We start from the raw sequence: 3,047 nt of genomic DNA on the forward strand, positions 1-3,047 counted from the left end.
AATGCGGGGGGACGTCGTCCCCACGAGCCGCTTCGCGTCTACCCGGCCGGCACCCGCACCCATGGCGCAATACGACACCAAGCCACGCCGCATACCGCACGCGACATGGCAACGGTTCATCGAAACGCGGCAATGTCCTTCACCGATCCAGCGGACTCAGCACACCGTTACCGCCGCGATTGAGCACATGCGTATAGATCTGGGTGGTCGCCACATCCTTGTGCCCGAGCAGATCCTGGATGGTGCGAATATCGTGGCCCGCCTCCAGCAAATGCGTGGCAAACGAATGGCGCAGCGTATGGCACGTCGCCGGCTTGACGATCTGCGCCTTGTGGCGCGCCGAGCGCACCGCGCGCTGCAAGCCGCCCTCGTCCAGATGGTGACGTCGCTGTTCGCCGCCACGTGGGTCAAGCGAGAGCCGATCCGACGGAAACACGTATTGCCAGCCAAATTCGCGCGGCGCCGACGGGTACTTGCGCGCCAACGCGTGCGGCAACCAGACCGCGCCAAGGCCCGCCTGCAGATCCTGCTGATGCAGCAACTGCACCCGCTGCAATTGCGCGTGCAACGGCTCAAGCAAGCGCTGCGGCAGCGGCACATGCCGGTCCTTGCCGCCCTTGCCGTCGCGCACCGCAATCTGGTTGCGCTCGAAATCCACGTCCTTCACCCGCAAACGCACGCACTCCATCAGACGCATGCCGGTGCCGTACAACAGCGAGGCCATCAAGCCGAACCGGCCATCCATCATCGCCAACAGTCGCTTCACCTCGTCACGCGACAACACCACCGGCACCCGTTGCGGCCGTTTCGCCCGCACTACCGTTTCCATCCACGGCAGCTCGATCGACAACACCTCGCGATACAGAAACAGCAGCGCCGCCAGGGCCTGATTCTGCGTACCCGCCGCTACGTTCCCGTCGGTCGCCAATCTGCTGAGAAACCCTTCCACCTCAACCACACCCATATCGCGTGGATGGCGCTTGCCGCTAGCCAGAATAAACCGGCGAATCCAACCCACATACGCCTGCTCCGTGCGCAGGCTGTAATGCTTCAACCGAATCCGCGCGCGCACCTGATCCAGCAGCCGCGGCGTTCTCCCCGCCGTTACACCCCCACCTTCGCCCGCGTAACTCATACGCCCTCACAAGTGCCGGATAACCCCGCCAGCCTGCGCCGATCACCCACCCACCGCTGCCGCACAAACCCATGATCCAGCGTAGGAACTCCCCGCTTGTGCGGTCAGAAACCCAGCCGCATACTCCCGGCAACACCTCACTTTTGAGGTCTACTTAGCGTTAGGCCACATGAGCTATTTCGCATACGACAGAATGGGCAACACGATCACCTCGCCTGACGAGGCTGCGATGGCAGTACTCCTCACCTCACTGGCATCGCCAGATCCGGAGCATCCTGACGTTTCGCTCAATCACGAGTCCGGGTGGTCAACGAGCGTTTTTGGCAGCGGCCTCGTCGTACTTGAAAATGTCGAGACTGGTGAAGGACCTTGGCACATGTCCCTTTCGTCACCTGAGAGCGCCATTGAGCTATGGCGCCTACTTGCCAATGGGCACATTGAGGCGCTCAGATCGCAGCCGTGGACTACCGGGTATGGTGCCTAACAGTTCGTTCAAGGCGGACGGCTGCGCCGCCGCTTAACTCAAGCGTTATGCACACAAGGTTGCCGAAAGATGAAAATGAGAGGCGTTGTAGTCTTTTTCGCTCTTTTGCCATACGCGGCAATAGCAGCCCAATCGGCAGACTTCAGAGCGGAAACGAATAGATATTATACGGGAACGATAGATGGGAAATATGCGTTTGACATGGTGCTTAGCGTCGAAGGCGACGCTTGCATGGGAAGTTATTACTATCTGAAATATAAGAAACCAATATTTCTCTACGGCAAATGCAGTACTTCAACATTTAATTTACAGGAGCAACAAAGGCAATCCGGTTACACGGCGGGCGTAGGATTTGAAGAGCGAGGGCAACACAAGACTATAACAGGAAGAATTGCTGGAAACATTATGTCGGGATTCTGGCACTCCTCTCGTAACGGAAAGTCATATTCCTTTTCCGCCAAAGAAGTTGATCCTGATAAAAGAAGAATACTTGAAAATGCTGTGGGTACATATAAATTATCTAATATTTCGGCGTTTTGCTGCGCAAATAGTATGGCGGACTATACAAAAAATGCTGGCTCATGGGGCGCAACAGGGTCGGCCATTTCAGATGGAAGGCGAGAGGCGTCTGATGATTCGTTTATTAGCGAAAGAGATCAACATCTACTATCCTCCTTCACACTACAAATGGATCAGTCACTTGGAATACATTTGTTCTCCGGCCAACAACTAATTGCAAATTTTCCGTATGCAAGTGGTGCCACCTTTTCAGTACGCAATATTACGCAAGCGGAAGACAAACTAAATAACATTGGCCGCATATTCAAGTATGAAGGTATTAACTCATTCGTGGGAAATGTTGTGCATATTTCCACGACGGACGAGTTCAAGCTCCTGCAATATGTCCCCGCACCGCTCCAGGAACTATCGAGCCGCCACGCGATTTCTGTAGACTACAACCCGAGCGCAATGCAGTTTCAGATCACCATCATCAGTGAGCAGTGCTGTGACAATGCGACCCTGTATCTCAGCAAGCAACAGTAGTGCGTACGCATAACAATTCGTTCAAGGCGGACGGCTTCGCCGCCGCTTAACTCCAGCGTTAGGCCGCTCAGAGCCGTGTTGTCCTAGTCGCCGTTACCTTCCAACTACAAAGGGGAGTTGCACATGAAGATCATCGAATCTGCTCTGCTTCTGGTAGTCGGCACCGCGCTACTCACGTTCAGCGCCATCTCGCTCGGGTTTTTCCCACGTCCACTCACGCTCAGCAATCCCAGCCTGCTCGTCGAAGCCCTGGCCGTGGCCGGCGTGGCTTTCCTTGCTCTTGGTGCTCGCGGTCTTTATCGCGTTCATCGTGCACTCTCCGGCAACGGCTCGTTGGCTCCGTCCCGCAGCGCAGCGGCCTAAGGATGCTCTGATCTATTGAGT

3 protein-coding genes are annotated in these 3,047 nt (G+C 56.1%); 2 read left to right on the top strand and 1 reads right to left on the bottom strand.

Annotated features, from left to right (window positions below; all coding sequences use genetic code 11):
• Positions 1-139: 139 nt before the first annotated feature.
• Entirely contained in the window at positions 140-1,135 is a 996-nt protein-coding gene (locus UU9_RS15430; RefSeq protein WP_050982463.1) for an integron integrase, read from the bottom strand.
• Between the two features lie 553 nt (positions 1,136-1,688).
• On the opposite strand from UU9_RS15430, the gene UU9_RS18100 reads away from it, so the two are divergent.
• Together UU9_RS18100 and UU9_RS15440 are read left to right on the top strand one after the other, a co-directional pair.
• Positions 1,689-2,663, top strand: a complete 975-nt coding sequence (locus UU9_RS18100) for a hypothetical protein (protein ID WP_156804327.1) — start codon at positions 1,689-1,691, stop codon at positions 2,661-2,663.
• Positions 2,664-2,786: 123 nt separating this feature from the next.
• Entirely contained in the window at positions 2,787-3,026 is a 240-nt protein-coding gene (locus UU9_RS15440) for a hypothetical protein (RefSeq protein WP_040671204.1), read from the top strand.
• Positions 3,027-3,047 lie beyond the last annotated feature (21 nt).

This window comes from Rhodanobacter fulvus Jip2, assembly GCF_000264315.1.
GTDB lineage: Bacteria > Pseudomonadota > Gammaproteobacteria > Xanthomonadales > Rhodanobacteraceae > Rhodanobacter > Rhodanobacter fulvus.

Excerpts from the sequence above, each read along its gene's own strand:
- UU9_RS15430 (WP_050982463.1), bottom strand. The coding sequence starts at position 1,135 with ATGAGTTACGCGGGCGAAGGTGGGGGTGTAACGGCGGGGAGAACGCCG.
- UU9_RS15440 (WP_040671204.1), top strand. The coding sequence starts at position 2,787 with ATGAAGATCATCGAATCTGCTCTGCTTCTGGTAGTCGGCACCGCGCTA.
- UU9_RS18100 (WP_156804327.1), top strand. The coding sequence starts at position 1,689 with ATGAAAATGAGAGGCGTTGTAGTCTTTTTCGCTCTTTTGCCATACGCG.